Source organism: Enterococcus sp. 125944 (assembly GCF_051909435.1).
GTDB lineage: Bacteria > Bacillota > Bacilli > Lactobacillales > Enterococcaceae > Enterococcus_D > Enterococcus_D gallinarum.
In genome coordinates this window covers 1-20,163 of record NZ_JBQASY010000011.1, presented here as the reverse complement: position 1 = coordinate 20,163, position 20,163 = coordinate 1, and the positions used below count along the sequence as shown (strand labels likewise).

The window sequence follows — 20,163 nt, the reverse complement described above, 5'->3', positions numbered from 1 at the left end:
ATAAGTATAGCACACCCTTCGAAAAGTAGTTGCAGAGAATACTGAAAATGGTAAGATTAGAAAATGAGGAGCTGAGATGATGAAAAAAATGTGGAAAGAACCAAATTTTTATTTCACGATTGCGGTAGCTGTGATGGTGATTTTATTTATTAGTTCGTCACAAACTTATGAACAACAATCACAAGTCGGTTTGCTTTCTCGCCTGTTAAAAGAAGAGCCATTGAAAGAATGGTTGAGCAAATTCGCTTTCTCTTATGCAGGATCTGAAATCAGTATTGCCGAAAAAGGTTATTTTTCTTTTGTGGAATTTTTTATTCGTAAAGGGGCTCATTTCTTTACTTACTTTGTATTAGGAGGTAGCTTATTTCTATCATTGAGCTATCGAAAAATTCCCTATTGGCTGTCAGCTTTCTTTGGCTGGTTGGCAGCAACAGGGTATGCAGGGATGGATGAGTACCATCAAATGTTGACCGGTGGCCGTACACCTTTGTTCCAAGATGTCATGCTCGATTCAGCTGGAGCACTGACAGCTGTCTTGCTTAGTTGGGGGATTCTTAGTTGGCAAAAGCGAGGCAAGAAAAGAAAATAAGATTAGTTTTTTAACAGCAACCATAACTAAAATGCAATCAATCAGCTAGAAATAGTAAAGTAAAGATAGAGGCGGAAAAGATGCAAGCAGATCACAGCAGTAAAATAAATGATCCGAATAGACGACAACCGGATATCGTGGTGCATGAAAGTCTACCAGTAGGAGTTGCCTTAGCAATGGCAGGGGGATTCTTAGACGCATATACTTATCTCTTTCATGGAGAAGTGTTTGCCAGTATGCAATCAGGAAATGTCATTTTGTTAGGAATCAATTTGGCATCTGGAGAGTTTGGACAGGCTGCCAGATATTTACCGCCAATTTTGCTGTTTTTGATAGGGATCATAGTGACTAATGGCTTGCAGCATCGTTTCCCAACAGGTGGTAGAATTGTTTGGCAAAATGTAGCCCTCTTCTTTGAAGCACTCGGTATTTTTCTTTTAGGATTTTTTGCTCAGACATTGCCAAATGTCTTTGTGGATTCTGGACTTTCTTTTTTTGCAGCCATCCAATATGCTTCTTATCGCAGATTAGCTGGAATGCCCTATGCAACGACGATGACGACCGGAAATTTGCGTTCAATGGCGGATTATCTTTATCAGCGTTTCTTCAAAAAAGATGCTACTGTAGATTATAAGATCAAGTATATCGCGATGATCATCGGAGGATTTTTCTTCGGGGCAGTCAGCAGCAGTTTATTAGGTATGTTTCTTTTTCACCGAACGATTTGGGTCGTATCGGGCATATTACTTTTTGTACTGACGATTACGATCAGAAACCAGAATCGGGTATAAAAAAAGGACGGAGAAATAATTCTCCGTCCTTTTTGGATTATATAGATTAAATAACGATAACAGGCGTTCCTACTTCTACCATACCAAATAATTCTTTCATCACACCTGGTGGAGTATTGACACATCCGTGAGACCCGCGGGTCTTCCATAAATCGCCACCATATTCTGGTTGCCAATCTGAATCATGAATCCCAACGCCGGTCCAATCAATAGGCATCCAGTAGTCAACAGGAGAAGAATAATCTTCGCCGGTCAATGTAGCATTCCGCTCTTTGTTCCAAACGTAAAATACACCTGTAGGAGTGGGTGATTTAGGTTTTCCAGAAATGATGTCTGTTTCAAGAGCGACTGCACCGTCTTTGTAATACCACATATGTTGATTTTTTAAATCAACTTCGATATAAGTGTTTCCAAACAGTGGACCACTTGGATCTGCACTACCCAAGACCACTGGGGAACGAGTAAAGTCTTCTCCAGTCTTTAAGGCTTCGATCAATGCACTTGTTTCAGAATCAGTTTGGATCGTCCAACTTAGTGTCCCAGCTGGTACGGATACCTCGCCTTGTTTCGTGCTTTTGAACGTAGAAGCATTGGTGCTTGTGTTGTATTGGTTCCCTAGGTCTGCTACATAATTCCGTACTTTTTCTTCATCAATCGTGGTTTTTCCATCTTTATAAGAGAGCCAATCCATGATTGTTGCGGTCGGAATCTGGAAAGTTGAGCCATTGATGGAATAATTAGCATTTACTTGAGCAATTTTATTCAATGATTCCATTTCTTTTGCTAGTTCTTTGTCATCAGAAGTAACGCTAGGTTTCTTTTGATACGCAGTCAAATCCAATTCACTTTCGCCGCTAGTAATTGCTTTTTGTAAATCCGCGACAGTTTGTTCGACGTCAATGGCATCACCAACAACTTCTGGTTCAATCGAGAAGCCATCATCTCCTTTTTTCAATGTGGCATCTTTAGAAGCGGTCCGACCTTCATTTAAGGTTTCCAAAGCCTCTTTGATTGTGGCTGTTTCACTTGTCAACTTTTGTTGATCAACAGAAACGGTACCTAGTTTTTTATCTTCTGCAGCAGATACATAGGCCATTCCCCATGTCCACTGGTTTTGTTCATCTTTCAAATCTTCCAATTCTTTTGTAAAATCCGTTTGCAAACCAAATTGAGCCAAATTGATGGTTTTCCAATCCGTATTGCCTTCTTTGATTGTAAAAGACTGTTTGCTATAACGGTCATGCAACAAATCATTGGCTTCAGCGACCGTTTTATTGCTGATGTCAATATCATCGATCGAGGTATTTGGCAAGAAACGGTCTTGATAATATGTACTTCGATAAGTGTATCCGCCCGCAATCACGACTAGAACGGCAGCGATAGCGATCAGAACGATCTTTTTCGTCTTACTCTGAGTATGTGTGTGTTTGTTGGATCGTGTCATTTAAAGGCTCCTTTTATGATGATTTAAAAATGATAGATCGGCTAAATCATACCATATTCTACAAGAAAAGCGAATTGATTAAGTGAAAGTTCCATGAAAAAATAGAGAATTCTTAAATTATAAAAAGAGTCTGCTCATAGGACAGCAACCAAGAAGTGATTCAACGAAAGCTGCTGTGTGATAAAAGCACAGCAGCTTTACGCAATATTCTTTGGATCAAAGTACACGAAGCATCTTGATTCAAAGGATCTCTTTCTTGTTCGGTCTTATGTTACAGACTCTTGTAAGTGGCTTATAGCAATCGTTTTATTGATTGTCTTCCGCATCTAGTTTCGCAAAAGCTTCATCTAGAATGTCTTTCAATTGTTTTGCAGAAGCAGTCATTCGATCTTGTTCTCCATCCGTCAATGGAATTTCAATTACTTTTTGGATTCCTTGGGCATTAATGATAGCAGGGGCACCGATATAAATATCTTTTAAGCCGTATTCGCCATTCATAAAGACAGAAAGCGGCAGTACTGCATTTTCATCATCCAAAATGGCACGAGTAATACGAGCCAAGGCAACAGCGATACCATAGAAAGTAGCACCTTTTTTCTCAATGATTGTGTAAGCTGCATCACGAACACTGAAGAACAAGTTAACCATTGCTTCTTCATCAATATCGGGGTTGTTTTTGACCCATTCATAAATTTGCAATCCGGCAACATTTGCATGAGACCAAACTGGGAATTCTGAATCGCCATGTTCTCCTAAAATATAAGCATGGACATTACGTGCATCAACATCGATCAACTCAGCTAATGCTTGACGGAAACGAGCAGAATCTAGTGAAGTTCCTGAACCGATTACGCGCTCTTTTGGAAAACCTGAGAATTTCCATGTTGAGTAGGTAAGAATATCTACTGGATTTGCAGCGACAAGGAAGATACCGTTAAATCCTGAATCAACGATTTGTGTAACTACTTCACGATTGATTTTTAAGTTTTTGTGGACTAGATCCAAGCGAGTTTCGCCAGGTTTTTGTGGCGCACCAGCTGTGATCACCACGACATCGGCGTCATGTGCATCTGCATAAGTGGCAGCATAGATTTTTTTGGGTGAGGTAAATGCTAACGCATGAGATAAGTCGATAGCATCTCCTTCTGTTTTTGCTGTATTTATATCAATGATCCCTATTTCTTGAGCAATATTTTGAGTGACTAACGCAAATGCATAACTGGAACCAACCGCACCGTCTCCAACAAGGATTATCTTTTGGTGATCTTTTTTATTTGTCTTAGCAGTCATTTGTGTATCATTCCTTCCGCATATTTGTTTTACTAGGTAACATCCTAACACTTTCAAGCGATTTTGTCATGTGATTTGCTCAACAATGTTACAGATATTTTTGCTGTTTCATTTGTAAATGCTTTCTTTGTTATCCTGTAGGAATTAGGATAAATCAAGGTTTCTAATGATTTTTTTAAGAAAGAGAAATTCTGAGCAAAGGAAAGACACGGTAACAGTCCGTTATGTGTTATAATCGTAGTGAACGTTTTTACTGGGCAGAATTGTCGTGCCCAGTATTTTGTGGTGGTAATTTTTTTGAAAAAATGGAGCGGATCAAAAAATGAAAATGATTATAGGTCTGGGAAATCCAGGCAAAAAATACGAAAAAACAAAACACAATGTTGGGTTTATGGTAGTCGATGCGTTAGCGGAGAAATACCAAGCTACTTTTAAATCATCAGCTTTTGAAGCAGAAATTGCTGAATTTTTTATGAACGGTGAAAAAATCATGTTGGTCAAACCTCAGACTTTCATGAATGAATCGGGCCGGGCAGTAGGGCCTTTAATGACTTATTATGGAGTTTATCCTGAAGAGATCGTGGTTATCTATGATGATCTTGATTTAGCGTTAGGCAAAATTCGTTTGCGGCAAAAAGGCAGTGCGGGGGGGCATAACGGGATGAAAAGCTTGATTTCCCATCTTGGTACATCTGTATTTGATCGCATCAAAGTAGGGATCGATCGACCACAGCCAGGCCGGACAGTGGTCGATCACGTTCTAAGTCCTTTTGCTAAAGAAGACCAGCCGATGATTCTGCAAAGCTTGGATAAAGCAGCAGCAGCAAGTATCGATTACTTGACCACCGGTGATTTTCTTGCCACAATGAATCGATTTAATTAAGGAGGACCTGTATGGATCTGATTGAACTAATAAATAAGGTGCCGCAAGTCGCTGCCTGGCACCAACAATTAACGGATCACGCATCTCGACAGCTATTGACTGGCTTAGCAGGTTCCGCAAAAACATTAGCTTTTGCCGGAGCTTATCAGAAATTTGATCGGCAAGTCATTGTTGTTACACCAAATCTTTATTATACCAATCAAGTTGCCGAAGATTTGCGGAATATTATTGACGACGTGTATGTCTTTCCGGTGGATGAAGTGTTGTCGGCCGAAATGGCGTTTGCTTCACCAGAAGCTCGAGCGGAGCGAGTGACAGCATTGAATGCTGTCGCTACCGGAAAAAAAGGAATTTACGTCATGCCGATCGCTGCATTGCGGAAATATCTGCCTGCTAAAGATACTTGGCTGAACTACCAATTTTCTTGGCATGTGGGGGATGAGATCAATTTAGATCAGTTGCCGCAGCAATTGGTATTGATGGGGTATGAGCGGCAATCAATGATTGGCAAACCTGGTGAATTTAGTATTCGTGGAAGCATTTTGGATATTTATCCTTTGAAAGCTGAATATCCGGTGCGGATCGAGCTTTTCGATGTGGAGATCGACTCGATGCGCTCTTTTGACGTGGAAACACAGCGTTCAGTAGAAACGTTGTCAGAAGTAACGATTGTTCCCACAACAGAATTAGTGTTTTCGCCAGCTGATTTAGCTCATGGACAAAAAGTTCTGCAAGAGTTGCTGAAGAAACGGCTCGCTGTAGTGAAAGAGACCACAGATAAAAACTTTTTAGAAGATTATTTTGGTCAATTAGCATCGGCTTGGCAAAGTGGCATACCTGACGAGAATGCTCGTTATTATGCGGATCTTTTGTATCAGCAACCGACGAGCATTTTGGATTATTTTTCAAAAGATGCACTGCTGATGATCGATGATTATGCTCGTATTATGGAGACAAACCGCGAGATTGAACGAGAAGAAGCTGAGTGGCATACACAAAAAATTGCAGAACTTCGCGTTTTTTCTGAGCAATCTTTCGGGCAAGATGTCCAGCAGCTGATTCAAAAAGAACAATTTTCTACAAGTTTCTTCTCGCTTTTTCAAAAGGGGATGGGAAATCTTCGTTTTCAAGCGATCCACAATTTTCAATATCGACCAATGCAACAATTTTTCAGCCAAATGGGTTTGCTGAAAGTTGAAGTAGATCGCTGGGAGAAACAACAACAAACGGTTGTCTTTTTAGTAAGTGATTCAGAACGAGCAAAAAAATTGGAACAAGATTTTCGTGATCACTCCATTTACGCAGTACAAACCACAGCAGATCGACTTTTTACAGGTCGAACGCAAATCGTTGTAGAAACACTGCAAAGCGGGTTTGAAATGCCCCAAGATAAGTTGGTCATTGTCACAGAAAAGGAAATCTTCCAAAAAATCAACAAGAAACGTACGCGGCGTCAAAACGTGACCAATGCGGAGCGATTGAAGAGTTACAATGAATTAAAAGCCGGCGACTATGTCGTCCATGCGAATCACGGGATTGGTAAATACATTGGTATGGAAACGCTGGAAGTAGATGGTGTACACCAAGACTACATGACCATCCTCTACCAAAATGATGATAAGCTGTTTATTCCAGTTACCCAGTTGAATCTGATTCAAAAATATGTTGCCTCTGAATCTAAAACGCCAAAGATCAATAAATTAGGCGGCAGTGAGTGGGCGAAAACGAAACGAAAAGTTTCAGCAAAAATCGAGGACATTGCAGATGATCTCATTCTTTTATACGCAAAACGCGAATCGGAGAAAGGTTACGCGTTTCAGCCTGATGATGGCTATCAAAAAGAATTTGAAGATGCCTTTCCTTACTCTGAGACAGATGATCAATTACGCAGCACTGCGGAGATCAAACGTGATATGGAAAAAGAAAAACCAATGGATCGCTTATTAGTCGGAGATGTTGGCTTTGGGAAGACAGAAGTGGCATTGCGGGCGGCTTTCAAGGCCATCAAAGAGAGTAAGCAAGTAGCCTTTCTGGTGCCGACAACGATTTTAGCACAACAGCATTATGAAACAATGCTGGATCGCTTTGAAGGGTTTCCAGTCAATGTCGGTTTGTTAAGCCGTTTTCGAACGAAGAAACAGCAAACGGAAACGATCGAGCAAGTGAAAAAGGGCCAAATTGATATTTTAGTTGGCACGCATCGCCTGCTGTCTAAAGATGTAGAGTTTGCAGATCTGGGATTATTGGTGATCGATGAGGAACAGCGTTTTGGCGTCAAACACAAAGAGCGCTTGAAACAATTACGCTCGCAAGTCGATGTTCTTACATTGACGGCTACCCCGATTCCCCGGACACTGCATATGTCCATGTTGGGGGTGCGGGATCTTTCTGTGATTGAAACGCCACCGGAAAATCGCTATCCTATTCAAACTTATGTGATGGAAATGAATCCAGGTGCAGTTCGAGAAGCTATTTTGCGGGAGATGGCACGGGGAGGACAAGTTTTTTATCTCTATAATCGAGTAGATACGATTGAACGTAAAGTCGAAGAGCTCCAAGCGTTAGTTCCAGATGCGCGTATTGGGTATGCCCATGGGCAGATGACAGAAATCCAGCTAGAAAACACATTGTTTGATTTTATCGAAGGACAATACGATGTGTTGGTGACAACCACGATCATCGAAACTGGGGTCGACATTCCGAACGCCAATACATTATTTGTAGAAAATGCGGATTACATGGGCTTGTCTACTCTTTATCAATTGCGAGGTCGTGTCGGTCGAAGCAATCGTGTTGCGTATGCTTATTTTATGTACGAACAGCAAAAAATTTTGAACGAAGTCAGTGAAAAGCGGCTCCAGGCAATCAAAGACTTTACAGAATTAGGTTCCGGATTTAAAATCGCGATGCGTGATCTTTCGATTCGAGGTGCAGGAAATCTCTTGGGGGCGCAACAGCACGGATTTATTGATGCTGTTGGGTTTGATATGTACTCTCAAATGCTGTCAGAATCCGTGGCGCGTAAACAAGGGAAAAATACACAAGCGGAGAAAACAACGGTTGAGATCGACCTTGGCATTGATGCGTATCTGCCAACTTCTTATATAGAAGATGAACGGCAAAAAATTGAAATTTATAAACGCATCCGTGAACTGGATTCTCAAGAAGCGGTGGATGAGCTGCAGGATGATCTGCTTGATCGCTTTGGAGAATATCCGGTCGAAGTGGCTCACCTATTAACTGTCGGAGAAATCAAAATGAATGGGGATCGGGCATTGTTAGATACGATCCGTAAACAGCAGCAAACAGTGATCCTAACGTTAAGTAAAGTTGGCACCAAAAACTATTCTGTCGAACAGCTGTTTGAAGCGTTGAAAGCGACCAAGCTTAAAGCGACGATGGGTGTCGATCACGAGCAGATGACGATCAAACTTCAGATTCCTGCTGTGATGAAAGAAAGCACTTGGCTGTTAGAGATTCAAGATTTTGTCAAAGCGCTACGGGAACAAAAATACGTGTTACAAGAAAATTAGTTATAAAGGGGCGGAGAAGATGCCAAAGTCACAATTAAAACGGACGATGGAAGGAGCATTTATTTTAACGATTGCTTCTTTCATTGCCAAGGTGTTAAGTGCGGTTTACCGCGTCCCTTTCCAAAACTTAGTTGGTGACGAAGGGTTTTACGTCTATCAGCAAGTCTATCCAATCTATGGATTAGCTATGACATTGGCTTTATCTGGGTTGCCGCAATTTATTTCGCGCGTGATCGCCGAACAACCTGATCCTCAGAAGCAGCGTGCCCAGATCCAAGTCATCTATCCGTATGTTTTTTGGACAGCGATTGGACTATGGGCAACGACGTTTTTCTTTGCCGATGTTATCGCTCGGGTCATGGGAGACGCAGGACTGGCATCTTTGATCCGCGTGGTATCATTTACATTCCTCTTTGTACCACCCCTGACTTTTTATCGTGGGAGTTTCCAAGGAAATTTACAGATGGTACCGACGGCAGTTTCCCAAGTAGTAGAACAGCTCCTTCGAGTCGGAGTGATTTTAGTAGCGGCCAGTTTTTTTCATCTCTTCTCATGGGATGTTTATCAGACTGGGACTTTGGCAATGTCCGGCGCATTGATTGGCGGACTTGCAGCGTGGGGGATTTTAAGCTATTATAGTCGGAAAATCACCGGTCGGTCGTTAGCGATCCCCACAAAAACTATGCCTACCGCACATGCTCCTTCCTTGCGTCGCCGTTTTTTGATTGAAGGGGGACTGTTGACTATTTACAGCGGTTTTTTGATTTTGTTTCAGTTGGCAGATTCCTTTTTGATGACGAACTCACTTGAAGCCAACGGTTTGACGGAACAAAGTGCCCGCATTGCAAAAGGGATCTATGACCGAGGACAGCCATTGGTTCAGTTAGGTCTCGTGGTAGCGATGGCTCTAAGTTCGACTTTCTTGCCAACATTGACGAAATATCTGACAGTCAAAAATCAGCATTTGTTTGAAAAATCAGCTAAGATGTACTTGCGGTTGACTTTAGGGATTGCCAGTGCTTCTGCAGTTGGCTTGGCTATCCTGCTTCCTTATATCAACTTCGCTCTTTTTAAAGATGGTGCCGGCAACAGTGCGTTGGTCTTATTTGTTTTTGCGGTCGCTTTGATGGCTGCAATCCAAGCGTATCAAAGCATCCAACAAAGCCGGAACCAATTCCGTGTAGGGATTTATGCAGCAGGATGCGGCCTTTTGCTTAAAGGTTTGCTGACGTGGCCCTTGACCTATCTTTTAGGAACAACTGGTGCAAGTTTGAGTACCCTTTTAGGTTTGATCGGTACTTTAATCTATTTTGTGTTTTCTGAGAAAAAAGCATTGAACAGCTTTTGGACAGAGCAAGGGTATGGCAAAAAACTCCTGCTTTGTTTAGGGATCATGGCTTGCGCACTGTTTTTATATTATGGTGTGATCACTCTGTTGAGTGGAGGTCCAGTGACGAAAAGACTGCAAGCGCTGATTTTTTGCCTTGGAGGGGTCTTTTTTGGCGGGACAGTTTTCATTATAATGGCTCTCAAAGTTAAATTATTAACGATTCGAGAATGGCTGCTCGTTCCGTTTGGAAAAAAATTGTTGAAATTAAGAGGTGGAAAAAATGAGATTAGATAAATTTTTAAAAATATCCCGGATTATCAAACGTAGATCTGTTGCAAAAGAAGTAGCAGATAAAGGGCGTATCCAAATCAATGGCAAATTGGCAAAATCCAGCAGTGATATCAAAGTTGGCGATACGGTGCGTATTCAGTTTGGAAATAAAGTATTAGAAATAAAAGTACAAGAATTGCACGAATCAACTAAAAAAGAAGATGCAGCTAAAATGTACGAGATCCTCAAAGAAGAACGTATCTCAGAAAATGCTTGATTTTTGTCCCATTTTCAGTTAGACAACTTTTGTGGATGTTGGTATAATGGAAAAAACAATCACAGTGACAGGAGCGAGGTCAGCATGGATAAAGAGCCAAACAAACAAATAGAACTATTGCAGACCGAGTATGCCAAAGAGCAATTTGCCAAGTTCGAAAAAGAACGACGACAAGTGGTCTTTCGTCGACGTCGACTTGTAGCTGTTTTTGTTGCAGCGCTAGTGATTTTTGCAATCGTAGGTATTCAAATGTTCAATGATCAAATGCGTCTGCAAAAATTACAAGAGTATAAAGCAGAAACAGTAGCAAAACAAGAAGCAGCGGACAAAAAAGTGACACAACTTAAGCGAGATGTGGCACTGTTGCAAGATGACGAATACGTTGCAAAATTAGCTCGCAGTAGATTCTTTTATTCAAAGAAAAATGAAAAGATCTACCCTGTCTTGCCGGATGCTTCTGATTCAAAAACAGAAACAAGCGGTGATGAGGCAAATGCTAGTGATACAAAGACAAGTGATTCGGAATAAACAAGGTCATACCTACTCATCGCAGTAGTTGAAATGATTAAATGGGTAAAAATTAGGAGGAACATTTTTTATATGTCAATCGAAGTTGGAGCGAAACTAAAGGGCAAAGTGTCTGGTATTACAAATTTTGGTGCGTTCATTGATCTTGGTGAGGGGAAAACTGGTTTGGTACATATCAGCGAAGTATCAAATGGGTTTGTGAAAGACATTCATGACGTGTTGTCTATTGGCGATGAAGTAACCGTTGTTGTGACGGCAATCGGCAATGATGGAAAAATCGGGCTATCGATCCGTAAAGCAGAAGCAAAGCCGGAAGAAAAACGTGATTTTCCTAAAAAAGAATTCAATCGGTCAAGTCCGAAGAAATCTTTTTCACGCAATCAACCGACGAACGTAAATAAACAAGACTTCGATTCATTGATGAGTTCTTTTCTAAAAGATAGTGATGATCGTTTATCTTCATTACGACGTAATACGGAAGGTAAACGCGGCGGCCGTGGCGGTCGACGTAACTAAACAGGATGAGCAAGTTGTCAAAAGAATTTGTGACGTAACGATAAGTATTTCAAAAAATATCCGAACTATATCCGATTACTCCTACCATGTAGTAGGCTTTCGCCGTGGAGCACGGCGTTTTGGAATCGGCATAGTTCGGATATTTCTCTTTCTTAGCAATAGACAGTCATTTTTAGTTTGAAGTTAAGTATAGAAGCAAGAGACACGGAGGGATAGAATGCTTAAGCAAAAAGTCTATCATGCAATCAAAGCCGATGGATGGGTAGAGGATGCTACTTGTTTGCTTGCTGTTTCGACAGGCGTGGATTCAATGGTTTTACTCCATGTGATCGAAGAGTTGTTTCAGCAAGGAACATTTGGCGTGGCTCATGTCAATCATAATCTGCGGGAAGCTTCAGACGACGAAGCAGCGTTTCTGAAGGACTATTGTCAAACGCGCGGGATTCCATATTATGAACGAGTTTGGCAAGATCCGCCCCAAAATGGCATCGAAGCGGCCGCTAGAGAGTTCCGCTATCATTTTTTTGCAGAAACGATGACTCTTCAGAGTTATGATTGGTTATTAACCGCTCATCATGCAGATGACCAGATGGAAACGATGCTGATGAAGATGGTCCGAGAGGGACGCTTGCAAAACGCTTCGGGAATCAAGCGCAAGCAACCTTTTGGTAACGGTTATTTGATCCGTCCCTTCCTAACGATCGCCAAAGAGGAGATTAGAGACTATGCAAGAAGGAGAGGGATCGCTTATTTCGAAGATGAAACGAATCAGCAAACGCTGTTTCAAAGAAATCGTCTGCGTCATCAAGCGGTCCCTCTGCTGAAAGCAGAGAACCCGAGAGCTCTTGATCATTTTCAGCAGCTTTCTCAAGAGATGATCTATGCTGACCAATTGATCAAAAAGCAGCAATCAGATTGGCTCGCCACGATACTTCATGAGGAAGCTGAAGGCTATTTTTTAAACTTGGATGAATTGGCTGCGTTTACCGCAGCAGAACGCTATTACTTTTTTGAAGGTTTGCTACAGAAAGTTTCCCATGATAAAGGAATCTCGTACAATACTAAACAACGAGAGCAGTTGCTGTATCTGCTAGAACATAATCCCAGTCAGTGGATAATCGATTTAAATCAAGACTGGCAGATTGTTCGAGTTTATGATCAGTTGAAAGTCACTGCTGTTAAAAAAGGCTCTCACCTCCAAACGCAGGTAGATGAGACGCATTTTGTTCTAAAAAAAGGTGAAAGTTTCTTTTTGTCGGACCATGAATGGATCGGCTACATTCCAAGTGACGCCCAAGTTCCAGAAAAAGTCATGGATTGGTCAGAGATTTCACAAATTTTACCGATACAATATCCTGCGACAGTTTTTTTGCGGAAGCGAAAACCAGGGGATCGGTTACAGCTGAAACCAGGTCTTACGAAAAAAATCAGGCGTTTCTTTATCGATGAGAAGATTTCGAATGAAAAGCGTGCTGCTAGTTGGGTCCTGACAGACGCTCAAGAGAATGTATTGGCACTTTTGCCTTATCTATTTTCCTATTTGAGTATTGAGCAAGAAACTGATAAAATACACTACATACTTCTTTATAAATATCGGAAGTAAGAGTTGGAAGGAGAACTTTATGTTAGACAAAGATATTGAGAAAATTTTGATTACTCGTGAAGAGATCCAAAATCGTTGTTCTGAACTAGGTAAAGAACTGACGGAAATCTACAAAGATAAGAATCCATTGGTTGTTGGCGTATTAAAAGGAGCTGTTCCTTTTATGGCAGACATCGTCCGAGAAATGGACTGTCATTTGGAATTGGACTTTATGGATGTTTCTAGTTATGGAAACGCGACAATTTCTTCTGGCGAAGTGAAGATTTTGAAAGATTTGGATACAAATGTCGAAGGCCGAGATATGCTGATCGTAGAAGATATTATTGATAGCGGTCGCACATTAGCCTATCTAGTAGACCTATTTAAATATCGCAAAGCAAAGTCGGTTAAAATCGTGACATTGCTAGACAAACCAGAAGGACGTGTGGTGAAAATCGATGCCGACTATATTGGCTTTGATGTACCGAACGAATTTGTGGTCGGCTATGGATTGGATTACGCGGAACAATACCGTAACCTCCCTTATGTGGGTGTCTTAAAACCAAGCGTTTATCAATCAAATTAGTGACTGATCTAAATCAGTTGTGATACAATTAAATGGTCAGGATTGATAAAACAAAATAGCCAAGGAGGTACGCATGAATAAGAAAAATAACGGTATGATCAAAAATACCTTATATTATGTACTTGTCTTGTTAGCAATGGTCATGGTCGTCTATTTCATTTTTGGAAATGGCAATCAGCAAACGCCAACAATCGAGTACTCAACATTTACGGAGCAGCTGAAAGACGGAAAGGTCAAACAGTTTACTGTTCAGCCTGCTAACGGTGTTTACCGGATCGTCGGTGAATACAATACCGAACAAACCGTCAGCAATGACAATGGGCTTTCCGTACTAGGAAGCACGCAAGCAAGTACGACACGTTTTACAACGATCATTTTGCCGAATGACTCGACATTGAGCGAGGTTACGACATTAGCGAAGGATCAAGGGGTTAAAACAACGATCGAAGAAGAATCGAACAGTGGTGTTTGGTTATCGTTGCTGATTAGTTTCTTGCCAATCGTAATCATCATTTTCTTCTTCTATATGATGATGAGCCAGCAAGGCGGCGGTGGCGGCGGTGGCGGCCGTGTCATGAACTTTGGAAAATCCAAAGCGAAAGAGGCCGACAAAAAAGCCAATCGCGTTCGTTTCTCTGATGTAGCGGGTGCTGAAGAAGAGAAACAAGAATTAGTCGAAGTGGTCGAATTTTTGAAAGATCCACGACGCTTTGTCGAATTAGGTGCGAGAATCCCAGCTGGTGTGCTGCTAGAAGGACCTCCAGGGACAGGGAAAACATTGCTAGCAAAAGCGGTTGCCGGAGAAGCTGGCGTTCCGTTTTACTCTATCTCAGGCTCAGACTTTGTGGAAATGTTTGTCGGGGTCGGAGCGAGCCGTGTCCGGGATCTATTTGAAACAGCCAAGAAAAACGCACCGGCCATCATCTTTATCGATGAAATCGATGCGGTTGGGCGCCAACGTGGTGCCGGCATGGGTGGTGGACATGATGAACGTGAGCAAACGTTGAATCAGTTATTAGTTGAAATGGATGGATTTGATGGCAATGAAGGAGTTATTGTTATTGCAGCAACCAACCGTTCCGACGTGTTAGACCCAGCCTTGTTACGTCCAGGTCGTTTTGACCGACAAATTCTTGTTGGCCGTCCGGATGTTAAAGGCCGTGAAGCTATTTTACGAGTTCACGCACGGAACAAACCGTTGTCGGATGATGTGGATTTGAAAGTCGTAGCACAACAAACACCTGGTTTTGCTGGTGCTGATTTAGAGAATGTCTTAAATGAAGCTGCGCTAGTCGCTGCCCGTCGCAATAAAAAGAAAATCGATGCCTCTGATATTGATGAAGCAGAAGATCGGGTAATCGCAGGACCTGCGAAGAAAGATCGTGTCATCAATAAAAAAGAACGCGAAATGGTTGCTTACCATGAAGCGGGTCATACGATCGTCGGTTTAGTCTTAAGCCGTGCGCGGGTCGTTCACAAAGTAACGATCATCCCTCGGGGCCGTGCTGGCGGTTACATGATCGCATTACCTAAAGAAGATCAATTCTTAATGACGAAAGAAGATATGTTTGAACAAATCGTCGGATTGCTTGGTGGACGGACAGCAGAAGAAATCATTTTCGGCGTTCAATCAACCGGAGCATCCAATGACTTTGAACAAGCAACAGCTTTAGCTAGAAGTATGGTCACAGAATATGGTATGAGCGACAAACTAGGTCCAGTTCAGTATGAAGGCAATCATCAGGTCTTCGTCGGTCGTGATTATGGTCAAACCAAAGCTTACTCAGAACAAGTTGCTTTCGAGATCGATCAGGAAGTACGCCGTATCTTGATGGAGGCACATCAAAAAGCACATGAGATCATCGAAGAACATCGTGCGCAACATAAATTGATTGCCGAAAAACTGCTTGAATATGAAACATTGGATGCAAAAGCAATCAAGTCATTGTTTGAAGAAGGCAAAATGCCTGCTGGAACTGAGAATTCAGAATATCCAAGCGAAAAAGCTCAAACTTTTGAAGAAGCAAAACGCGCTTTAGAAGAGAAAGATGCTGAAAAGCAAGCCGCTGAGAAAAAAGATTTTGATCAGCAAGTAGACGAACTTCGTCACAATAATGAAAACCACGAAGCTTCATCTCAAGATAAAACAGAGGACGGTCAAGAGTAGTCGTTCAATTATCAATAGGTGATTAGCTATCGTAAAGTCTAGGGACTGTGTCATAAGTCAAAACAAGAGAACAGATTCGAATGAGGTTCGGACCAGTTGCTTGTTTTACGGCTTGTGCCGCAGTCCTTTCTTGTTAACAAATCGAGAAATAAACCGACAGAAAACATTGGCTTTTCTCTAAAATGGTGGCATTCAGTTGAAAAAAAAACAAGTTCCTAGTATGATTCACTAATGAACGAAATAAAGGAGCATAAACAATGGAAGATTACTTAGTAAAAGCATTAGCTTATGATGGTTTTGTTCGTGCCTATGCAGTGTCTGCAACAAAAACTGTTAGTGAAGCACAACAACGTCATGATACTTGGAATACAGCATCAGCAGCGCTAGGCCGCGCTATGGTTGGAAGCCTGCTTTTGGGTAGCACGTTAAAGGGTGATGACAAATTAACGGTCAAAATCCAAGGAAACGGACCCGCTGGAGCAATCATTATTGATAGCAATGGTCGTGGAGATGTCAAAGGGTACATAAAAAATCCGCATATCAGCTTGCCGCTAAACGGACAAGGAAAGTTGGATGTGCGAGGAGCAGTAGGAGATCAAGGAATCTTTACTGTAATCAAAGATTTAGGGTTGAAAGAACCGTTTTCTGGACAAACACCTATTGTCTCTGGAGAATTGGGAGAAGACTTCACTTATTACTTAGCAGTTTCTGAACAGATCCCTTCGGCCGTTGGATTGAGTGTGTTAGTTGATACCGATGATTCTATTCGAACAGCCGGTGGTTTCTTACTGCAGATCATGCCGGGAGCAGATGAAACGGTTATTGATTCAATCGAGAACCGCCTGCAAGAATTACCACGAGTGTCATCATTGCTGGATGAAGGGAAATCGCCTGAAGAAATTTTGACGGTATTGTTGAATGACACCAAAGTCGAAGTGTTAGAAAAAATGCCTGTTCAATTTCGATGTGATTGTAGCAAAGAAAAATTTGCGACAGCGATCATTACATTAGGCGCGGATGAAATACAAGAAATGATGGATGAAGATCATGGTGCAGAAGCTGTTTGTTCATTCTGCGGTAATAAATACCATTTCGATGAACAAGAACTTGCTGGATTAAAGAAAGAAGCTGAGGCATAGAAGATGGCGATACACAGCTGGAAAATCGGTAATGTCGAAATCCCTAATCGAGTTGTCGTTGCGCCTATGGCAGGAATAACCAATGCGGCGTTTCGCGTAACGGTCAAAGAATTTGGCGCAGGCTTAGTCGTCTGTGAAATGATCAGTGATCGGGGAATCCAACTACGAAACAAAAAAACATTAGAAATGCTTTATATAGATGAAACAGAACATCCTTTAAGCTTGCAAATTTTTGGTGGGAATAAAGAGTCTTTGGTCGAAGCGGCTCAATTTGTCTCAGAAAATACAGCAGCAGATATTATTGACATCAATATGGGTTGTCCGGTAAATAAAATCATTAAAGCGGAGGCTGGTGCAAAGTGGCTATTGGATCCAGACAAAGTCTACGAAATGGTGCATGCAGTAGCTACGGCAATTGATAAACCGGTCACAGTCAAAATGCGGATCGGTTGGGATGATGAACATATTTTCGCTGTCCAAAATGCGCAAGCTGCTGAAGCGGCAGGTGCAGCGGCGATTGGGATGCATGGCCGCACGAGGGTCCAAATGTATGAAGGAGCGGCTAATTGGTCGGTATTAAGAGAGGTGAAGCAAGCAATTTCGATCCCTTTTATGGGGAACGGAGATGTTCGGACACCAGAAGATGCCAAACGAATGCTGGAAGAAGTCGGCGCAGATGCTGTCATGATCGGACGAGCAGCATTGGGGAATCCGTGGATGATCCATCGTACAAAACATTATCTTGAAACGGGAGAGCTGATCGCCGAACCTACTCCACGGGAGAAGATCGCTACAGCCAAACTTCATTTGGAAAGGCTTGCTGATTTAAAAGGTGAATTTGTTGCTTCCCGAGAGTTTCGGCAGCATGCTGCCTACTACTTAAAAGGCATTTCACGGGCAGCTAAAGTCAAAGCGGCAATCAACCAGACAGAGAATAAGCAAGCGATTATTGATCTGTTAGATGCATTTGTAGAAAAGACAGAAAAACAACCTGTCGGAAATACTCCTGAGTAAAGTAAAATCAAGTCGATCTTGAACTTCGGCTTGATTTTTTGTGGCATCATTGGCATTATGAGAAGGAAACCCAAGTTAAGAATGGAGGAAAACTCGTGACAGAGGAACGACAAAAACAAGAAGAATTAAATGATCAAATGTTGGTTCGCCGTGAAAAGATGGAAAAATTACGGGAAGAAGGCATTGATCCCTTTGGCAAGCGCTTTGAACGTACGCATAATTCTGCCGAGTTGCATGAGTTATTTGATCAACGAACAAAAGAAGAGTTAACAGAGATGAATCTTTCTGCAAGTGTTGCTGGACGAATGGTGACGAAACGTGGTAAAGGGAAAGCTGGCTTTGCACATTTGCAAGATCGGGATGGTCAGATTCAAATTTATGTCCGCAAAGATCAAGTAGGTGACGAACCATATGAAGGATTTAAGCATGCTGACTTAGGTGATTTCTTTGGTGTCTCAGGGGAGATCATGAAAACTGATACGGGGGAAGTAACGATCAAAGCAAAAGAAATCGTTATTTTGTCTAAAGCGTTACGCCCACTTCCGGATAAATACCATGGTCTGACCAACATCGAGCAACGTTACCGTCAACGTTATCTGGATTTGATCAGTAATAAAGATAGCTTTGACCGATTCATGAAACGCAGCCAGATCATCAGTGAGATTCGTCGCTATTTGGATGGTCATGGCTACATTGAAGTGGAAACGCCTGTTTTGCATAATCAAGCGGGTGGGGCAGCAGCTCGTCCATTTATCACTCATCACAATGCGTTAGATATTGATCTATACTTGCGAATCGCGCTTGAGTTGCACTTGAAACGATTGATCGTAGGTGGTATGGAGAAAGTCTACGAAATCGGCCGGGTCTTCCGTAATGAGGGGATTGATACTACCCATAATCCAGAATTTACTATGTTAGAAGCTTATACAGCCTATACAGATTTCAAAGATGTTATGGATCTAACTGAGGGAATTATCCGCAATGCAGCAGAGAAAGTTTTAGATTCTGCTGTGATTACTTATGATGGACAAGAAGTCGACTTGGCGAGTGATTTTGCCCGTGTGCATATGGTCGATGCTATCAAACAACAAACGGGTGTCGATTTTTGGAAAGAGATGACAATCGAAGAAGCACATGCTTTAGCAAAAGAACACCAAGTGGAAGTCACTCCAACGATGACAGTAGGACATGTTATCAATGAATTCTTTGAAACGTTTGTTGAAGAAACCTTACAGCAACCGACCTTTGTTTATGGACATCCGGTAGAAGTCTCACCTCTAGCGAAGAAGAATCCAGAGGACCCTCGATTTACAGATCGTTTTGAACTATTTATCGTAGGCCGGGAGTTTGCTAATGCTTTTACCGAATTAAATGATCCAATTGATCAAAGACAACGGTTTGAAGCACAAGAAAAAGAACGACAAGAAGGAAACGATGAAGCTCATGGAGTCGATGAAGACTTCCTTGAAGCGCTAGAATACGGCATGCCGCCAACCGGTGGTTTAGGGATCGGGATCGATCGTCTAGTCATGCTGTTGACAGATGCACAATCGATTCGCGATGTGCTGTTATTCCCAACAATGCGTTGATAATTCATAAAGAGAGACACACGGGTGTTTACTTGTGTGTTTCTTTTTTTACCAGTAGTTCCCTCCAAAATGACTAACAAGAAAAAAACAAGGGAGAAACTCACTGCTAAATGGAACGAAAACGAATTAAAAACGAACGATGAATTCATTGGATTGTAAGAATGAACGCCTTTGAGAAATTACGAAAATAAGAGAGAAAGTTATTGACCTGACAGCATTTAGTTGGTATATTATTACATGTGCCAAATGACAAAAATCATTTCTAAAAGAAAATGAAAAAAGTTGTTGACGCCAGAACCAACAGATGATATTATAACGAAGTCGCAAATTTAAGAAATCAATTTGATGCTGATGCAGCAACAAAAAAGATTGAAAAAGTTGTTGACAAATAACAATTCATTTGTTATTCTAATGGAGTCGCTGATGACGCACAGGAAGTTGTTGAATAAACACTTTTGAAAAAAACTTTTAAAAAAGAGTTGACATTCACTTGTTGATCTGATATGATTTAAAAGTTGCTAACGCAGCGCAGTAGACCTTTGAAAACTGAACAAAGCAAGCAAACGAACCAATGTGTAGGGCGCTTCATTTATGAAGCAAAATACATGCAAGCAATAGCTAGCAAAGTTAATTTT

Annotated in this window: 16 protein-coding genes; 14 read left to right on the top strand and 2 right to left on the bottom strand. The window is 41.6% G+C overall.

All coding sequences use genetic code 11. The features are described from left to right. Window positions 1-79 precede the first annotated feature (79 nt). Window positions 80-589: a VanZ family protein gene (locus ACTFWY_RS10630; RefSeq protein ID WP_003129119.1), complete on the top strand. Its 510-nt coding sequence runs from the start codon at window positions 80-82 to the stop codon at window positions 587-589. Window positions 590-669: 80 nt separating this feature from the next. Continuing rightward, window positions 670-1,380, top strand: coding sequence for a YoaK family protein (locus tag ACTFWY_RS10625; RefSeq protein ID WP_003129120.1), 711 nt, complete (start codon window positions 670-672; stop codon window positions 1,378-1,380). A 46-nt stretch (window positions 1,381-1,426) separates the two neighbouring features. On the opposite strand, the gene ACTFWY_RS10620 is transcribed toward ACTFWY_RS10625, so the two are convergent. Both ACTFWY_RS10620 and ACTFWY_RS10615 read right to left on the bottom strand, forming a co-directional pair. Beyond that, window positions 1,427-2,824 (bottom strand): L,D-transpeptidase family protein, encoded by a 1,398-nt coding sequence (locus tag ACTFWY_RS10620; protein ID WP_113848968.1) that lies wholly within the window; start codon window positions 2,822-2,824, stop codon window positions 1,427-1,429. A 306-nt stretch (window positions 2,825-3,130) separates the two neighbouring features. Then, window positions 3,131-4,114, bottom strand: coding sequence for an L-lactate dehydrogenase (locus ACTFWY_RS10615; RefSeq protein WP_060815444.1), 984 nt, complete (start codon window positions 4,112-4,114; stop codon window positions 3,131-3,133). A 322-nt stretch (window positions 4,115-4,436) separates the two neighbouring features. Between ACTFWY_RS10615 and pth the strand changes: the two genes are divergently transcribed. From pth to lysS, 12 genes are all read left to right on the top strand, one after another. After that, on the top strand, window positions 4,437-4,997 hold the full coding sequence (gene pth, locus ACTFWY_RS10610) for an aminoacyl-tRNA hydrolase (RefSeq protein ID WP_003129124.1): 561 nt from the start codon (window positions 4,437-4,439) through the stop codon (window positions 4,995-4,997). Window positions 4,998-5,008: 11 nt separating this feature from the next. Further along, window positions 5,009-8,530, top strand: a complete 3,522-nt coding sequence (mfd, locus tag ACTFWY_RS10605; RefSeq protein ID WP_003129125.1) for a transcription-repair coupling factor — start codon at window positions 5,009-5,011, stop codon at window positions 8,528-8,530. A gap of 19 nt (window positions 8,531-8,549) precedes the next feature. Further along, on the top strand, window positions 8,550-10,154 hold the full coding sequence (locus ACTFWY_RS10600; RefSeq protein ID WP_311828340.1) for a putative polysaccharide biosynthesis protein: 1,605 nt from the start codon (window positions 8,550-8,552) through the stop codon (window positions 10,152-10,154). Beyond that, window positions 10,141-10,407, top strand: coding sequence for an RNA-binding S4 domain-containing protein (locus ACTFWY_RS10595; RefSeq protein ID WP_005472932.1), 267 nt, complete (start codon window positions 10,141-10,143; stop codon window positions 10,405-10,407). Before ACTFWY_RS10600 ends, ACTFWY_RS10595 begins: the two co-directional genes overlap by 14 nt. 84 nt (window positions 10,408-10,491) lie before the next feature. Then, the gene (locus tag ACTFWY_RS10590) at window positions 10,492-10,935 is read left to right on the top strand and encodes an FtsB family cell division protein (RefSeq protein ID WP_003129129.1); all 444 of its coding nucleotides are present in this window, start codon (window positions 10,492-10,494) and stop codon (window positions 10,933-10,935) included. A 72-nt stretch (window positions 10,936-11,007) separates the two neighbouring features. After that, window positions 11,008-11,451, top strand: a complete 444-nt coding sequence (locus ACTFWY_RS10585) for a S1 domain-containing RNA-binding protein (RefSeq protein WP_005472931.1) — start codon at window positions 11,008-11,010, stop codon at window positions 11,449-11,451. A gap of 217 nt (window positions 11,452-11,668) precedes the next feature. Then, window positions 11,669-13,054 carry a tRNA lysidine(34) synthetase TilS gene (gene tilS, locus ACTFWY_RS10580; protein WP_311828339.1) on the top strand — a complete coding sequence of 462 codons (1,386 nt, stop codon included), beginning with the start codon at window positions 11,669-11,671 and terminating at the stop codon, window positions 13,052-13,054. Window positions 13,055-13,073: 19 nt separating this feature from the next. Then, a complete protein-coding gene (gene hpt / locus ACTFWY_RS10575; protein WP_003129132.1) occupies window positions 13,074-13,619 on the top strand; it encodes a hypoxanthine phosphoribosyltransferase in 546 nt (181 codons plus the stop codon). Between the two features lie 73 nt (window positions 13,620-13,692). Continuing rightward, the gene (gene ftsH / locus ACTFWY_RS10570; RefSeq protein WP_311828338.1) at window positions 13,693-15,786 is read left to right on the top strand and encodes an ATP-dependent zinc metalloprotease FtsH; all 2,094 of its coding nucleotides are present in this window, start codon (window positions 13,693-13,695) and stop codon (window positions 15,784-15,786) included. A 257-nt stretch (window positions 15,787-16,043) separates the two neighbouring features. After that, window positions 16,044-16,925: an Hsp33 family molecular chaperone HslO gene (gene hslO, locus ACTFWY_RS10565; protein ID WP_060815449.1), complete on the top strand. Its 882-nt coding sequence runs from the start codon at window positions 16,044-16,046 to the stop codon at window positions 16,923-16,925. A gap of 3 nt (window positions 16,926-16,928) precedes the next feature. Beyond that, on the top strand, window positions 16,929-17,939 hold the full coding sequence (gene dusB, locus ACTFWY_RS10560; RefSeq protein WP_003129136.1) for a tRNA dihydrouridine synthase DusB: 1,011 nt from the start codon (window positions 16,929-16,931) through the stop codon (window positions 17,937-17,939). 95 nt (window positions 17,940-18,034) lie between these two features. Next, window positions 18,035-19,528, top strand: coding sequence for a lysine--tRNA ligase (lysS, locus tag ACTFWY_RS10555; protein ID WP_081131809.1), 1,494 nt, complete (start codon window positions 18,035-18,037; stop codon window positions 19,526-19,528). The last annotated feature ends 635 nt before the right edge of the window (window positions 19,529-20,163 follow it).